The organism is Photobacterium sp. S4TG1 (genome assembly GCF_036040035.1).
Taxonomy (GTDB): Bacteria; Pseudomonadota; Gammaproteobacteria; order Enterobacterales; family Vibrionaceae; genus Photobacterium.
This window is the reverse complement of record NZ_JAYXUH010000005.1, coordinates 114,031-128,193: the sequence shown is the minus strand read 5'-3', so window position 1 is coordinate 128,193 and position 14,163 is coordinate 114,031. Positions and strand designations below refer to the sequence as shown.

General features: G+C 39.0%; 13 protein-coding genes. 4 read left to right on the top strand and 9 right to left on the bottom strand.

Annotated features, from left to right (window positions below):
• Positions 1–140 precede the first annotated feature (140 nt).
• Together VXS03_RS08735 and VXS03_RS08730 are read left to right on the top strand one after the other, a co-directional pair.
• Positions 141–1,787 carry an ABC-ATPase domain-containing protein gene (locus tag VXS03_RS08735; protein WP_327763260.1) on the top strand — a complete coding sequence of 549 codons (1,647 nt, stop codon included), beginning with the start codon at positions 141–143 and terminating at the stop codon, positions 1,785–1,787.
• A 197-nt stretch (positions 1,788–1,984) separates the two neighbouring features.
• Entirely contained in the window at positions 1,985–3,283 is a 1,299-nt protein-coding gene (locus tag VXS03_RS08730; protein ID WP_327763259.1) for a DEAD/DEAH box helicase, read from the top strand.
• Between the two features lie 119 nt (positions 3,284–3,402).
• Here the strand turns inward: VXS03_RS08730 and VXS03_RS08725 are convergent, their stop codons facing one another.
• Positions 3,403–4,422, bottom strand: a complete 1,020-nt coding sequence (locus VXS03_RS08725; RefSeq protein ID WP_327763258.1) for an HAD family hydrolase — start codon at positions 4,420–4,422, stop codon at positions 3,403–3,405.
• 76 nt (positions 4,423–4,498) lie between these two features.
• Positions 4,499–6,349 carry a beta-ketoacyl synthase gene (locus VXS03_RS08720; protein WP_327763257.1) on the bottom strand — a complete coding sequence of 617 codons (1,851 nt, stop codon included), beginning with the start codon at positions 6,347–6,349 and terminating at the stop codon, positions 4,499–4,501.
• Positions 6,350–6,513: 164 nt separating this feature from the next.
• Here VXS03_RS08720 and VXS03_RS08715 point away from each other — a divergent pair, with 164 nt between their 5' ends.
• Positions 6,514–7,494 (top strand): GlxA family transcriptional regulator, encoded by a 981-nt coding sequence (locus VXS03_RS08715; protein ID WP_327763256.1) that lies wholly within the window; start codon positions 6,514–6,516, stop codon positions 7,492–7,494.
• An 81-nt stretch (positions 7,495–7,575) separates the two neighbouring features.
• On the opposite strand, the gene VXS03_RS08710 is transcribed toward VXS03_RS08715, so the two are convergent.
• Positions 7,576–7,857 carry a hypothetical protein gene (locus tag VXS03_RS08710; protein ID WP_327763255.1) on the bottom strand — a complete coding sequence of 94 codons (282 nt, stop codon included), beginning with the start codon at positions 7,855–7,857 and terminating at the stop codon, positions 7,576–7,578.
• A 260-nt stretch (positions 7,858–8,117) separates the two neighbouring features.
• Positions 8,118–8,732 (bottom strand): histidine phosphatase family protein, encoded by a 615-nt coding sequence (locus VXS03_RS08705; RefSeq protein WP_327763254.1) that lies wholly within the window; start codon positions 8,730–8,732, stop codon positions 8,118–8,120.
• A 442-nt stretch (positions 8,733–9,174) separates the two neighbouring features.
• Here VXS03_RS08705 and VXS03_RS08700 point away from each other — a divergent pair, with 442 nt between their 5' ends.
• Positions 9,175–11,061 (top strand): FAD-dependent oxidoreductase, encoded by a 1,887-nt coding sequence (locus tag VXS03_RS08700; protein ID WP_327763253.1) that lies wholly within the window; start codon positions 9,175–9,177, stop codon positions 11,059–11,061.
• A 98-nt stretch (positions 11,062–11,159) separates the two neighbouring features.
• On the opposite strand, the gene VXS03_RS08695 is transcribed toward VXS03_RS08700, so the two are convergent.
• The 5 genes from VXS03_RS08695 to VXS03_RS08675 form a co-directional block, all read right to left on the bottom strand.
• Positions 11,160–11,450: a putative quinol monooxygenase gene (locus VXS03_RS08695; protein ID WP_327763252.1), complete on the bottom strand. Its 291-nt coding sequence runs from the start codon at positions 11,448–11,450 to the stop codon at positions 11,160–11,162.
• 3 nt (positions 11,451–11,453) lie between these two features.
• Positions 11,454–12,107, bottom strand: a complete 654-nt coding sequence (nfsB, locus tag VXS03_RS08690) for an oxygen-insensitive NAD(P)H nitroreductase (protein ID WP_327763251.1) — start codon at positions 12,105–12,107, stop codon at positions 11,454–11,456.
• A gap of 130 nt (positions 12,108–12,237) precedes the next feature.
• A complete protein-coding gene (locus VXS03_RS08685) occupies positions 12,238–13,089 on the bottom strand; it encodes a patatin-like phospholipase family protein (RefSeq protein ID WP_327763250.1) in 852 nt (283 codons plus the stop codon).
• 215 nt (positions 13,090–13,304) lie between these two features.
• The gene (locus VXS03_RS08680) at positions 13,305–13,565 is read right to left on the bottom strand and encodes a 4Fe-4S binding protein (protein ID WP_327763249.1); all 261 of its coding nucleotides are present in this window, start codon (positions 13,563–13,565) and stop codon (positions 13,305–13,307) included.
• Positions 13,558–14,163, bottom strand: coding sequence for a molecular chaperone TorD family protein (locus VXS03_RS08675; protein ID WP_327763248.1), 606 nt, complete (start codon positions 14,161–14,163; stop codon positions 13,558–13,560). Before VXS03_RS08675 ends, VXS03_RS08680 begins: the two co-directional genes overlap by 8 nt.

The window sequence follows — 14,163 nt, the reverse complement described above, 5'->3', positions numbered from 1 at the left end:
AAACATTTGAGCTTTGGGACGTTTTTTTGTGACCTAGATAAAGTTTTCATGCTAAAAGTCAGGGTTTAGTGTAATATCCAGCGACTAGAGCCAACCTCATTATGCGCTCTGTATTTAATAACGAACGATATCGGGGCGATATGCAATTACTCGAAGCCAAACTCCATAAAATTGACCGTCATAACTACCGTAGCTATTCAAGTATGCGCGGTGAATATCACTTTGTTGATTTCGACTTTTTTATCGATACCGTTCAGTCGGATCCTTTTGCGCCAGCTTCTCGCGTTCGTGCCCGTCGCGCTTGGTCATTAACAGACCTTGAATGGCTACGTGAAAAATCGACTGATTATCAACGTGCAGCTCGTGATTTTATTGCACGCTTCTTTGCTGAATTATCCCAGCAAGATAATGCTGTCTTAATTGACATGCCTGGACAAACCATTCTTGATCGCACTTCCGTCGTGTTTGATGAAGAAGGCATTGAATTACGTTTCCGCATTAATCTGCCTTCTGATGGCCGTACTATTATTGCGAAAAAAACCCTTAACCTACTGACCTTTTACTTACCAAAGATGATTCGTCGCGCCACTATTGCACGTGAATTACCTATGGATGAGTTACAACGTCACTGTGAAGCGGTTGAAGATCAAGTTGCGCTACGTAGCCAACTTAAACAACATAAATTATTGGCTTTTGTTGCCGATGGTAGTTTATTACCTCGCCTTGCGGGTAATAGTGATTTACCACTTACAGATGCAGTGCCATTCCTAAGTCCTGATAATCTAGCCGTAGAATTAGAAGCGCCCCATAAAGGCAAAATTCGTGGTATGGGTATTCCTGAAGGTATTACACTGATCGTTGGTGGTGGTTTCCATGGTAAATCAACGCTGCTAAGTGCTATTGAACGCTCAGTATATGATCATATACCAGGCGATGGTCGTGAGTATGTAGTTACCAATTATGCTGCGGCTAAAATTCGCGCTGAAGATGGTCGTTGTGTTCACAATGTTGATCTATCACCTTACATCAGCAACTTGCCAATGGGTAAAGACACAACTGCTTTTAGCAGCCAAAATGCGTCAGGTTCAACATCGCAGGCATCATGGCTACAAGAATCAATTGAATCAGGTGCTGAAGCCTTATTAATTGATGAAGATACATCAGCGTCTAACTTCATGATTCGTGATGAGCGTATGCAAGCACTAATCTGTAAAGAAGACGAACCAATTACACCATTAGTTGACCGTATTGCACTGTTACGCGATCAACACAACATCTCAGTAATGTTGGTAATGGGTGGTTCTGGTGACTACCTTGATGTTGCTGACACTGTGATTCAAATGCACAACTATGATGCCGTTGATGTGACAGAAAAAGCACGTGCTGTGGTAGCGTCTCACCCAACACGTCGTAAGCAAGAAGGAACAGAGGTTATTGTTCATCCTCGCACACGTCAAATAAACCGCAGTGCATTACAAGCAATGCTAGAAGAAGGTAAATTCCGTATTCAAGTTAAAGACAAGACGTCTCTTCGTTTTGGTCGTGAATACATTGATTTGCAAGCATTAGAGCAAATTGCTCATTCTAGCCAACTATTAGCTATTGGTTACTTATGGTTCCAACTCGCACAAACAAAAGGTTGGGAAAAAAATCCTACTCGTGCGTTTGCCAATATGTTGCACGATAATTGGGCTGATATGATGCCCAAATATGGTGAAATGGCTAAACCTCGTGTCATTGAAGTTATGGCGGTATTAAACCGCATGCGCAAAGCTGAATTTAAGTAAGCTTTCTGCTGTCATCAATGATGCTATCAACCCCGCGTAATGCGGGGTTTATATTAGCTCAGGATACGGTAGCGCAATAATCTACAATCAATTATAATATGCGGTCATCATTTTATTCGCGGATTACATTCATAAACTCACCATAATCATTAGTTTATGAATGTAATCGGCATAGGCCGACAGTTTAGGAACACAGCATGTCATTTTTATCTCAAGGTTTTTCTCCAGAGCTTGTTAAAGCATTAACCGATATTGGTTACGAGAAATTAACCCCAATTCAGCAAAAAGCAATTCCTCAAGCACGACGTGGTGCTGACATTTTAGCTTTAGCACAAACAGGTACAGGCAAAACTGCAGCCTTCTCATTACCTATTATTCAAAAATTATTGGATAAGCCAGCAACAAAAAGCCGTTTTAACGTTCGTGCATTGATTCTTGCACCAACGCGCGAATTAGCTGAGCAAATTTCAGTAAACATTAACGATTACGCTAAATACACCAACATTAATTGTACGGCTGTTTTTGGTGGTAAAAAAATGGCAACGCAAGAAAAACGCCTAGAGCAAGGTGTTGATATTCTAGTTGCGACACCGGGTCGTTTAATTGAACATATGGAACAACATAACGTTTCATTAGCTAACCTAGAATTTTTAGTATTTGATGAAGCAGACCGTATGCTTGATATGGGCTTTATCGGTGCGATTCGCGTTATTCTAGAAGATATTCGAACAAAACCCCAAACTATGTTGTTCTCTGCGACATCATCAGCACAAATGAACGCATTAGCAGCCGATATTCTTCGTAAACCACAACGCATTACAGTTACACCAGAAAATAGTACAGCTTCTACCGTGGCTCACGTGGTATACCCTGTTGATGAAGATCGCAAACGTGAAATGCTATCTGAATTAATTGGTAAGAAAAACTGGCCTCAAGTACTTGTATTTGTAAACTACAAAGAAACAGCTAACCAACTGGTTAAAGAACTAAAGCTTGATGGTATTAAAGCGGTTCTTTGTCACGGTGACAAGGCACAAAGTGCTCGTCGTCGTGCATTAGAAGAGTTTAAAGAAGGTAAAGCACGCGTTATGGTCGCAACAGAAGTTGCTGCTCGTGGTTTAGATATTCAAAACTTGCCTTATGTTGTTAACTACGATATGCCATTCCTTGCAGAAGACTATGTTCACCGTATTGGTCGTACAGGCCGTGCGGGACAAAAAGGTAATGCAATATCATTTGTAAGCCGTGAAGAAGAATTAACATTAGTTCAAATCGAACGATTGATTAATCAACGTATTCACCGCGTACAATTAGAAGGCTACGAGCCTAAGAGCCGTGAAGCCTTAGTTGAGCGAATGAACACTAAAGCCGCTTACCGTGATCGTGCGGGTCGCCAAAATAACCCGACTCAAGATCAATCAGCTGCAGAGCGTCGTGCACGTTTACGCAAAGCTATTAGCAGTAAAGCAACTAAAATCACTCGTTTGAAGAAGTAATTTAAACGAGACTAAACACGATAAAGCCGAGCTAAGATTACACTCTTACTCGGCTTTTTTAGTACAGCTTTACAGGCGTGTTGTATCTCCTCAACACTACGTCACAAAAGAAAATCTAACTATAATGGACGGCGTTCCGCTTTCGTAGGAAAAATACGACACCAATCATCTTTCATATCAACCACTTGCCATTTATTCTGCTTTGCCGCTTGCATCAATGCAGGTGTAAATTTACCTTCAAAAGAATCAGCACCATATTGCCATTCACGCTTGCTATCAGTGTGATGGATTAGCATACCTAAGCTTGCCCCTTTTTGAGATGTTGTCCATGAAAGCATTGCTTTATCGCCAGTCGAGTTGCCAACAGCAAAAATAGGACGTTTACCTATAATCGTCGCAATATTGATCGCCTTTTGTGGGCCGTCATCAATATACACCAGCTTATTATTTTTAATTAATGAGCCATCTTTGTAAGTGTAACCAAACGCAGTACCAATCACATTTTCAGCTGGAATGTGATAAATAGCTTCACTCCATGGTTTAACAAACGCACCACCAGCACCAGTTACAATAAATACCTTAAACTGATGTGCATGGAGATAATCAATCAACTCTATCATCGGTTGATAAACAAGATCAGTATAAGGGCGCTTAAAACGAGGTGATTGCGCTGTTGAAAGCCAATTTAAAACATCTTTGTTATATTGTTCAGGGGTTAATCCTGCTTGTGATGTAGCAAGAATAGGCAGTAATGCCCCCCAACCTTTTGCAAAAATAGCTTTAGTGTCGTTATCTAATACCCACTTATACGGTGTTTCTGTTTTCCATTCAGGGTGTTGCGCACTCTCGTGCTTTATTTGACTAAAGGCAAACAAAAACTGCGTATAAGTTGGTTTTTCAGGCCATAAAGTTCCGTCATTATCTAATACCGCAATACGGGCACTGGGTTTTACAAAATCAGGATTTCCAACCGTTGTCACTTCATTGACAAACCGCGTGATCGCACTACGGCTAGCACTATTGTTCCATAATGACAGCACATCGCTATTATTTGAACACGTCGCACTATAAGCTGACGTTGATACAGCAAGTAAACTGGCAACACCAATCCATATCGCTGCTATTTTTTTTCTAGTCACAAACCTATGATCCTTGTTATTCATTTTTAGTATTAAAAAAGCAGGCCATAAATAACCTGCTTTCTGTTTTCTTCTTCTAATTATACTCGGCGTAAGGATTAACACTATGTAATGTAATCGCGTGCTCAAACTCAGACAATTTTATCGCATCTGGTGTAATGGTAACTGAATGTTCATCCATCACCGCTTCACCAAATTGATAGCGAATAGTTTCTTGCCCTTGACATGCATTATTATCATTACGGGTTGCAACCGCTTTAACTGCCTGATTACGAACCTGATAAGCCGCCATTGCATCAGAGCCATATTTCGACGTTAACATTGCAAGTGTTTGTTGAGGAGATAACACAAGTCCAGATGCATTATTACCACCAAACCCTTTAGCGTTAAGAATAACGGCTTTGTAATCTTGGCCACAATCACCGGCAAAAGTGTGCTGCGTTAGAATATTAAGATTTGATTGGTGTACATCATCTGCAATGTGATCAATCGTATTAATTGCAGGTAACCAGCCGTATTGCCACACACCTAATGACGCCACCAGTTGATCGCCTGCAGCGGCACTCATTGAATGACCAACATACGATTTAATCGCAGCAACAGGCCAGCTTTCAATACCAAATGTTTTAGCAACTTCATTGAGAATATGACTTTCAGTCACGCGATTTTGAGGAGTGCCGGTGCCGTGTGCTTGGACAAATGTTTGTTTTACGCCCTCTTCACCAAGAATAGCTTTTGCTAATGCTGCGGCTTTTGCCACTGTGACGTAGTTGCCCACACCTGGCGCTGAAATTGACTTTTTATTCGCATCCGCATTAACAAATACATCAGCCACAGAGCCATAAATATTAGCCCCTAGCTCAAGTGCAAGTTCATCATCCATTAACACTACAAATTGTGCAGATTCTGCCATAGTGAAACCAGCATTTGATGAAAATGGTCGGCAAGCACGTCGATTATCGACGCTATCAGTACCATCAAGGGCTTTTAATTGTTCATCTTCTGCCAGCGCCCCCATCACGCGGAAACCTTCCATGATTTCGGGAACAACAGGTGCTTCAGCATTACCGACAATCACAACTTTCGCTTTGCCGTGCTGAATATCATGCATACCTTGACGTAAGTTATATAAGAACGTCGCACACGCCCCCATATTTGTGCCAGTTGCACCAATACTATTAATCACATAACCATTAATAAAGTCAGCAGGCATTTGCGCTAATGATAACGCCATCATCTTAGAGCTTACACGGCCCCCCGTAAGATGCGCAGCAATCATGCCACCCAATGAGTTATCGTCAATTTGTGCTAAACCGCTGCCCGCATATACTGATACTTCATCAGGTTTGATATGACGTAATACTTCATTCCAATCAAAACCTAATGAATTAAGTGCATCAGACGCACCATAGACAGTTAGCGCCAAACCACGAGGATGGAAACGAGAATTATATAATTTACTCGGATCAAAACCAGCGGGAATATTACCGCCACTCGATACAGGAAAAGCAATACGGCCTTCAACTAGAGCATCAAAATTACCGTTTACCGTAATAACAGCTTTTGTACCTTGAATATCAACTTGCCAATTACTTGGAATATGATTAGGTAATTTCGATTTACGTAATGAAAAGGTGATTTGATCATCAGCTGAATTAAGATTCGCTTTGTATTGATAAAGCAAATTATCCGGATCAAATGAATCAATACGGCGCACACAAGTGCCCGCTTTAATTGCAGTAATGATGTCTTCAGTAATAGCACCATCGTCACTCAATCCCATACGACGAGCGAGGTCTTGCCATGTTGATTGCATTGTCTCTTCAGATAGCACATCAGCAATCATCAGTTTGTAGTTATGAAAGCCAGAACTGCGACCAGCAGCATTAATGCCACCTAAACCAACAATTAGCGGTAATTTTGCCATTTTAATATCCTGAGATCGATTTAATACACCGTTTAAAATAGAATATCAGTATTAACCTGTGATTCATTCTATATTTGTGCCAAAATCACTGGCATTTCGGCCATCGGTACGAAAACATTACAATGATGTGTGTTTTATGCACAATTATAGTCAGAGGTGGAATAATGAAAGTCGGTTTTATACTATTTCATAGGGCATTAATTACAGGGATTTCATTAAGTGCAGAAATGCTAACCAGTGCTGCTAGCCTTCGAGATCGTAAGACGCAGCAACAATCCCCATTTGAGATTAAACTAATTGCATCTAGCCTTGAGTCTCCAACTCTTACCGCAGGTATTCGTATTCAACCGAATATGACCTTTGAAGACCCATCTAACTTTGACATTATTATTGTGCCACCGATGTGGGGTAACCCCATCTCATCACTATCAAAACACCCTCAAATTCCCGCTTGGCTTATTAAACAATATCATAATGGTGCACAGATAATTGCAACAGGTACTGGCGTAACTTGGCTGGCTGAAACTGGTTTGTTGAATAATCAAACGGCAACCACCCACTGGTATTTTTATGACAAATTCTCTCAGCGTTACCCACAAATAAAACTTAATCGTCAAGCTTCTATCACTTCAGCTAATGGGTTGTACTGTACTGAAAGTATTAACTCACAAACAGAAATGGTGCTTTATTTAATTTCTAAATATTATGGCCAAAAAATTGCTGATACAATTGAAACCCATTATGGCCATGAAATCAGTAAATCAGGTCATCAGCCTTTTTATGAAATTGGCGGCCAGGTGCAATTTGATGAATCTATCGCACAAGCACAAGATTGGATGCAACGCTATATGTCATTACCGTTAACCTCTAAGCAAATAGCGCAACATTGTGAATTACCACTTCGAAGTTTTAACCGTAAATTTAAAGACCAAGTCGGCCAAGCTCCACATCAATATCTTCGTAAAATTAGAATGGAAACAGCTAAAGAATTATTACGAGACTTTGGAATGTCATTATCTGACGTATCAGAACAAGTAGGCTATAAAGATGCTTATCATTTTTCAACACGATTTCAAAAAGAGTTTAATATTACGCCATCGCAATACCGTAATATGGTAAAAGCAAAAGCCTATAACGTTCAATAATTATCATGGAATAGACAATCAAAAACGCCTAGCAATAATAGCTAGGCGTTCTTAGTATAATAAGTGCTTCTATGACATCGATTAAAACTTTCGACTAGTCACATCTTCGCATTCACCATCAATCACATTTGCAGTCGTTTGACGTTGCTGACGGAACACACTGTTCATAGTTTCATCTTGGCCAGCAAAGCCTTCTGTAAAGTTACTTTCTTCGTATTGCATGCCTTCAGCTGCAAGTTTACGTTTAATAAATGGCTTAGCAATCATTGCCGCAATACCAAGAAACAATGCCATAATCGCAGCAAAAGAAACTGCAAATAAACCGACTACAACAGCAAAAAAACCAGTAAGTAAATTTCTCATGGACACGCCTCTCTAAAATTTCATCAATCAGGCCATTAGGTTATCCTAACGTTTATCTCTTACCTGATAAGTCTGCTTATACAAACATTCATTAAATACTTTTATTATCTGCTTAGATAATAGCTTTCTATAAATGAACCAACAATGAACATAAGCATAAATTTGTTATATAAACTGTGTTTTATTATACTTTATGCAGAAATGAAAGATAAATTTTATAGATAGATAAAACGTTACTATTAGTTTGCTGTTATGGCAGTTTAAACGGCAAAGGCAGCAACACTGTGAATATCACACTGAATACGACTAATTTTATCGTTAGCCAATAAGAAATAAGCGTCTTGTGGCAAATCTTGAGAGAAGACTTCATTGTAAGTCATACCGACATAAACCCCCCTAAATACAGCCCCCGTTAAACCATGCGAAACAACAATAACGTTTTCAGGCACTGAAATATCGGCTAAAAAATCTTCAATGCGATCTTTAACGGCATAATAAGACTCAGCATTTGGTGCCATTAAATACCAATCGTGCTGCTCAAAAAGTCGTGGCTGTTTCGCTTTAAGATCTGGAATATAAGTTTGTTCCCAATCACCTAAACAAAATTCTTGTAAACGTGCATCTTGCACAATCGTATTAGTATCAATACCTATTTGTTCAGCAACTATTTTTGCGGTTTGCATCGCACGACCTAATGGGCTTGAATATATTGTCCATTGACGCTTATTGGCTAATTTATTTTGTAGAGATAAGCCGATCGCAGCAGCTTGTTGTTGTCCTAAGTCCGTTAGATTTGAATTACAATGTCCTTGTAAGCGCTGTTGTGCATTAAAAACTGTTTGACCATGACGTAATAAAAATATGCTTTTTGACATTGTTCCCCCTTGCGTGAGCTTTAGGTTATACCATCAAAGCATCCCCAACAATAACAAACCGAAAAACAAACACTAATAAATTACATTTTTTACGATTACGCTCGACGTTTATTATAAATAAAATTCCTATCAACCCGCCACAAAGCAAACGATTACTATTTTTAACCGACTAATTTAAAACATAAAAATCAAAAAAAACTCTGCTAACCACTCTCTTTATACCTATAAAGCATCATGCTATGATGCCGTTCCTATTTAGCCAACGAACATATAACAGACAATTTAATACGTCTAACCTCTGCTTTGTTATAAGCAATTCGCATCTTTGGCTTATACGGATATAGCCTTTAAGTAATTCATAAAATAATTAAAAATCACTGAGAAACACTAACGACATCAATACAACTTTGTTCTCAGCTGATAAAAATAATAGAGACTATTAATGGTAAATATCATTATTGACGGTAACACATTCAAGGTAAATCAAAGTCTAACCTTGCTCAAAGCAGCTGAAGAATGTGGCATTACAATCCCATCACTATGTAGTATTGACGGTTTTCATCACAACTGTGATTTATGTGATGTTGAAATAGAGCACCGTGGAACAGTAAAAGCATGTCGTATTCACCCGAAAGAAGGGATGGTCGTTACTACAGCATCGACAGCATTAATTCAACGACGTAAACACGCACTAGAACAAATTTTATCCGCACCCAATATCAGTTGCAGCGTTCCACCTTGCCAAGTCGCTTGTCCTGCAGATGTTGATATTCAATCTTATCTCTACTTTATTGCAACCAATCAGCCACAAAAAGCCATTGAAGTCATCAAAAAAACACTGCCAATGCCATTGTCTATTGGTCGTGTGTGCCCCGCTTTTTGTGAAGCTAAATGTCAACGTAAATTAGTCGATGGTTCGATCGCGATTCGCCAAATCAAACGCTACGCTGCTGACATTGATTTGGCATCATTACACGCTTATACCCCAGTCCAAAAAACAGCTAAAGCGCAACATATTGCTATTGTAGGTGCAGGCCCCGGTGGATTAAGTTGTGGTTACTTTCTTAGTAATGAAGGTTACAACGTCACTGTTTTTGAGTCGATGCCTCAAGCCGGTGGCTGGCTACGCTATGGTATTCCCGAATACCGCTTACCCAAAGCTATTTTAGATCAAGAAATTGAGATCATGTGCCGTAATGGTATGAAGATTGAAACGAACAAAAAATTGGGTACTGATTTTACTTTATCATCATTACAACACAACTATGATGCTGTCTGCTTAGCGGTTGGTGCTTCACTTGCCAGTGAAATGCATTATAAAGGTACCGATCTTAATGGGCATTATCTTGGTGTTGACTTTTTAAAAGATCAAATACTGGATAAACGCTACACCATTGGTAAAAAAGTGGCCGTTATCGGTGGGGGAAATACAGCAATTGACTGTGCACGAACAGCGTTACGCTTAGGAGCAGACACCACCCTTATCTATCGCCGCACCCGTGATGAGATGCCGGCTGAATTATATGAAATTGAAGAAGCGGAACATGAAGGGGTTAAATTCTTATTTTTAACAAACCCTGTCGAGAATATTGCTGATAACAATGGTCATATTTGCCAAGTGAAATTAGAAACAATGGCGTTAGGTGAACCGGATGCTTCTGGACGCTGTTCACCAAAAGCAACCGGTGAATATATCTATGCAGAATTTGATACAGTAATAGCGGCTGTATCACAAAAAACCGATACTGATTTTTTAAATAACGATACCACAGAGCTACCAATGAGTCGTTGGAATACACTCAATACCGATGAGCACACCATGTATTCTGGCGTTGATAACATCTTTGGTATTGGCGATTTTCGTCGAGGTCCAGCGACAGCAATCGAAGCCATCGCAGATGGCCGTAAAGCCGCACAAGCAATCGATATGCAATTTGGTGGCAACATGGAAAAACTCTACACTGAGTCATTCCGTGAACGCAATGTGACTCGTGGACATTTAATCCGCCCGAATCATGTCGACAAACTTAAAAATATTATGCGCTCATTACTTGCAGATAATAACGCAACCGATATTGAAGCTCAGCTTGAACATGCCTTAACACACGTTATGCGTAATAAAATGTCAGAGCTACACGTACATGCTCGTCATTTAAGTTTTAATGAAGTAGAGACAGGCTATAGCCATAGTGCGGCGATGAATGAAGCTAAACGTTGCCTAAGCTGTGGTTGCCATGATGGTAATGACTGTAAGTTACGCCATTATGCAACAGATTATCATGTTGATAAGAAATTAATTATCAGTGGATTACGCCCAATAACGGCTTAACTATAATTTTATTATAAAAAATATTTTAGTCATAAAAAAGCCACTGCCCGTGTTTGTTGTAACAGCAAACACGGTCAGTGGCTTTTATTTAGGCTAAATTAGCCAACCAAATTCATTGGGCGCAATTTCACAGACTCAAATAATTTATATTCTTCTGCTGTGGTTAAAAAATTCAAAAAATGCGCACTTTCTAAATGATCATCAAGATGTGCTTGAGAAAGCCACACTTCTTGCATTACAAATAAACCTTCAACATTTTGATCAACGAATAACTGGTAGCTCTCACAACCTTTTTCTAAATGCGTCGGTGCAATCAACGATTCTAACAATGCTTGTGCTTTTTCAATACAGCCTGGATTTGCTTTAATTTCTGCTAATAGGTAAATCATTGTTTAACACTCCGTAAAAATTTGTTCGTCATGCCAACGTGATTTAGGTACGTTAGCATTAAAATCATCTGCACTATGATAGCCAACAGGCACGACCACTAAACTAGTAAAGCCTTGTGGGCTAAGATTAAACTCTTCATCTAAAATATCACGATCAAAACCTTCAATAGGGACAGCATCAATACCCATCGCAGCAACACCTAATAACAATGAACCAATATTCAAGTACACTTGTTTTTGCATCCATTGATCAGCATCACCTAAGCTTTTTCGATGTAAGTCAACAAAAAAAGTACGTCCATCAATCATACGTTGTTTTGATTGTTCGTTAGAAAAACGGCCATCTTGCTGTTCAGCTGCTAATAAGTCATTTAGATAATCATCATCAATAGCTATTTTTGAGCAAAAAACGAGCACATGTGATGCATCCAACATTTTGGGCTTATTGAAGACATAAGGCCCTTCCGCTGCTTTGGCTATACGTTGCTTAGAATCATCAGTTGCTGCGACAATAACATGCCAAGGCTGTGAATTTACACTAGAAGCACTTAATCGAATCAACGCTTTGATTTGTTGTAATTGATCATCTGTTAATTTACGTGATGGATCAAAGACTTTGGTTGAATAACGCTTTTTTGCAGCATCAACAATAGTCATATTATTTTCCTAGTACGATACGTTCTTTAATCCATACCATACTCTTTCATGATAAAAAGGAAAACCTCTCTAATAATTAGTCGATTTTCCAAAATCACATTTATACAATATTACATTTAAACAGTAGGCGTTAACTCAACATCAAATCATCATCAATCATTTTAAATCCAGCCTGACGACCCAGTTCATACCCTACATTCAGTTTTTTTACGTCGCGCGTTAAACGTTTTATTAAAAATTCTTTATTCGGTACGATAGCCGTAATACGACAATCAGCAGGTGGATTACGAATAAAATACAATGCTTTATTATAACGTGATTCTTTTGTGAGAAACTCTTGACCAAACACTGGAGTTGTTTTAAATATTTTACGTGTTAGCCAAGGAACTTGATGGCTATGAACAAAATTAGCCTGTGCGTGCGACAAAATAACCGTAATATCACGTGCACCGCGACGATAAGCTTCAATTACAGGTATCGGATCAGCAATACCACCATCACTCATGGCAATACCATCTACTTTAGGAAAATTTCGATAAACAATTGGTAAGGCGCATGTCGCTGTCATCAAGCTTTGTAGGTTGTCCCGCTTAACTTCGATGTAGTCAGCATTGCCCGTGACAATATTGGTCGTAGTGGCAAATAAAGGAATACCTTGACTTTCATATTTGTCGATTTCTAATGGTAGATTATTAATACTTTCAGACCATAACCAGTCAATATCGATGAGGTTGCCACCTTTAGCAAAACGAAAATAATTAATAAACGCTTTGCTACGTGCATACTCAGTAATGACTTGATAATTTCGCTTATGGTTTTTACATAAGTAGCCCATTAACACCATTGATCCAGCCGACACACCAATCGTAAAATCAAATGGGTTATAATCTTTTTCTAGAAATGCATCTAAAACACCCGTAGCAAAAATACCACGCATGGCACCACCTTCAACAACTAAAGCACGCTTAGGTGTATCAGTCATAAACATTTATCCTTATAAGTCATGAACCAATTAACATTTAATTGCATATGGAATTAGAATATCAATATAAGGCAAATATTACTGCACCGAATAACAGAAACTGCCTCTTTTTATTGCATCCTTAATTTTCATAGGTATATAGCAACTAACAATAGTATGTTTAGTCAACATATACGTTATTTCAACTTATAAAAATAAAGTAGGATCAATGCTTATTACTCATTTATTGTGATTGCATTGATAAAACAGGCATCAAGGCATTGTTGGCAATGTGTACACTTTGTACTATCAATCGTTGGCTTTTTATCTACCAACCATGAAATGGCCTGCTCAGGGCAGACATCAGCACAACTTTCGCAATAACCATAAAGATTATCGCAAGTATTACTAATAACTAATCGTGATGGTGCCTCAACAGGTTGACGTGCAAAGTGGGTAAATAATTGGCGTCGACTATATTGCTTTGATTCACGCATTAAAATATATCTTACCTGGTACTATTTCAGCATTAAACGTTTCTGTAAGAGCCACAATAAAAGCTTGTCCTAACTCAGCTAACTCACGGTAAGCTCCAGAAGGAGCCGCTTGTTGAAGTAGCGTTAAGTAATGTGGTGCCCAAGGCAATAAATGTTTAGATAACAGTTCAGTAACCGCATCCAAATTATTATCTTCAATTAAACTTGCGATCACCATTAGCATGAGCCCGAATTGATCTTCTGGTTCATTGTGACTCGTTTCAAATTTAATGCCGTATTGTTGCAAAAATTGTCGAAAATGTAGTGTTGAATCCCCAAAGACGACAGACTCTTTATCTAAGTAAACCGACCCCCATGGTGGCGCTTTCATCTCCCCTATTCCAGTAAATAATTCATCATGCCATACCGATAAAGTATGGGGATCCGTGGCCGAAATTGCCGCTATCGTGGTATCAAACTGAGTAAAACCAGTATGATCCAAGCTTAATACTGCACTAAGGCCAACTGTTTCATACTGACTTGGATGGTAATAAAACAACCCACCAATAACCCTACTCAATGTTTTTATATTTTCCATATCGCTACAAATGAACATCAT

Excerpts from the sequence above, each read along its gene's own strand:
- VXS03_RS08715 (WP_327763256.1), top strand. The coding sequence starts at position 6,514 with ATGAAAGTCGGTTTTATACTATTTCATAGGGCATTAATTACAGGGATT.
- VXS03_RS08705 (WP_327763254.1), bottom strand. The coding sequence starts at position 8,732 with ATGTCAAAAAGCATATTTTTATTACGTCATGGTCAAACAGTTTTTAAT.
- VXS03_RS08720 (WP_327763257.1), bottom strand. The coding sequence starts at position 6,349 with ATGGCAAAATTACCGCTAATTGTTGGTTTAGGTGGCATTAATGCTGCT.
- VXS03_RS08680 (WP_327763249.1), bottom strand. The coding sequence starts at position 13,565 with ATGCGTGAATCAAAGCAATATAGTCGACGCCAATTATTTACCCACTTT.
- VXS03_RS08695 (WP_327763252.1), bottom strand. The coding sequence starts at position 11,450 with ATGATTTACCTATTAGCAGAAATTAAAGCAAATCCAGGCTGTATTGAA.
- VXS03_RS08700 (WP_327763253.1), top strand. The coding sequence starts at position 9,175 with ATGGTAAATATCATTATTGACGGTAACACATTCAAGGTAAATCAAAGT.
- nfsB (WP_327763251.1), bottom strand. The coding sequence starts at position 12,107 with ATGACTATTGTTGATGCTGCAAAAAAGCGTTATTCAACCAAAGTCTTT.
- VXS03_RS08675 (WP_327763248.1), bottom strand. The coding sequence starts at position 14,163 with ATGATGTTCATTTGTAGCGATATGGAAAATATAAAAACATTGAGTAGG.
- VXS03_RS08710 (WP_327763255.1), bottom strand. The coding sequence starts at position 7,857 with ATGAGAAATTTACTTACTGGTTTTTTTGCTGTTGTAGTCGGTTTATTT.
- VXS03_RS08685 (WP_327763250.1), bottom strand. The coding sequence starts at position 13,089 with ATGACTGATACACCTAAGCGTGCTTTAGTTGTTGAAGGTGGTGCCATG.
- VXS03_RS08730 (WP_327763259.1), top strand. The coding sequence starts at position 1,985 with ATGTCATTTTTATCTCAAGGTTTTTCTCCAGAGCTTGTTAAAGCATTA.
- VXS03_RS08735 (WP_327763260.1), top strand. The coding sequence starts at position 141 with ATGCAATTACTCGAAGCCAAACTCCATAAAATTGACCGTCATAACTAC.